1 protein-coding gene is annotated in these 758 nt (G+C 61.9%); it reads left to right on the top strand.

The features are described from left to right. Positions 1-226: 226 nt before the first annotated feature. Positions 227-758, top strand: a 532-nt coding sequence (locus A3730_RS06915; protein WP_156501010.1) for a class I tRNA ligase family protein, incomplete at its 3' end; no start/stop codon positions are given.

Here is a 758-nt window from a genome sequence, read left to right as displayed (position 1 = left end):
TGCCCAAGCTCGAAAAGGCCCTGCGCCTGAAGCTGCGCGCGGCCCTGCGCCGGAAAGCCTGACTCACCTCCTCAGCCCAGATGCCTTTGTGAAAGTGAGCCGCCGTTTCTGTTTGCCTCGCCAGGCATCCGGTGCCCAGTGCCAGGCGTTTTCTCACAACCCGCGACGAACCCGCCCCGCTTCGCTATAATTCGCCCTCATTTTTTCTTGTTTAGAAGCGGTGATCATGGACAAAACCTACCAACCCGATCGCATCGAGCAATCCTGGTATGAACACTGGGAAAAGGCCGGTCATTTCAAGCCGAGCGGCCAGGGTGATTCCTTCTGCATCATGATCCCGCCCCCCAATGTGACCGGCAGCCTGCACATGGGTCACGCCTTCCAGGACACCATCATGGACACCCTGGTGCGCTACCGCCGCATGCAGGGCCGCAACACCCTGTGGCAGGTGGGCACCGACCATGCCGGCATCGCCACCCAGATGGTGGTGGAACGCAAACTGGCCGGCGAAGGCACCAACCGCCACGAGTTGGGCCGTGAGAAATTCCTTGAGAAAGTCTGGGAGTGGAAAGGCGAATCCGGCGGCACCATTACCCGCCAGCTACGCCGCATGGGCGCCAGCGTGGACTGGACCCGCGAGCGCTTCACCATGGACGACGGCCTCTCCAACGCCGTGCGCGAAGTCTTTGTGCGCCTGCACAAGGAAGGCCTGATCTACCGCGGCAAGCGGCTGGTCAACTGGGATCCTGCCCTGCACA

It is taken from the genome of Alcanivorax sp. HI0044 (genome assembly GCF_001634945.1).
The sequence above is the reverse complement of the archived record's forward strand: the minus strand, read 5'-3'. Positions and strand labels throughout refer to the sequence as shown.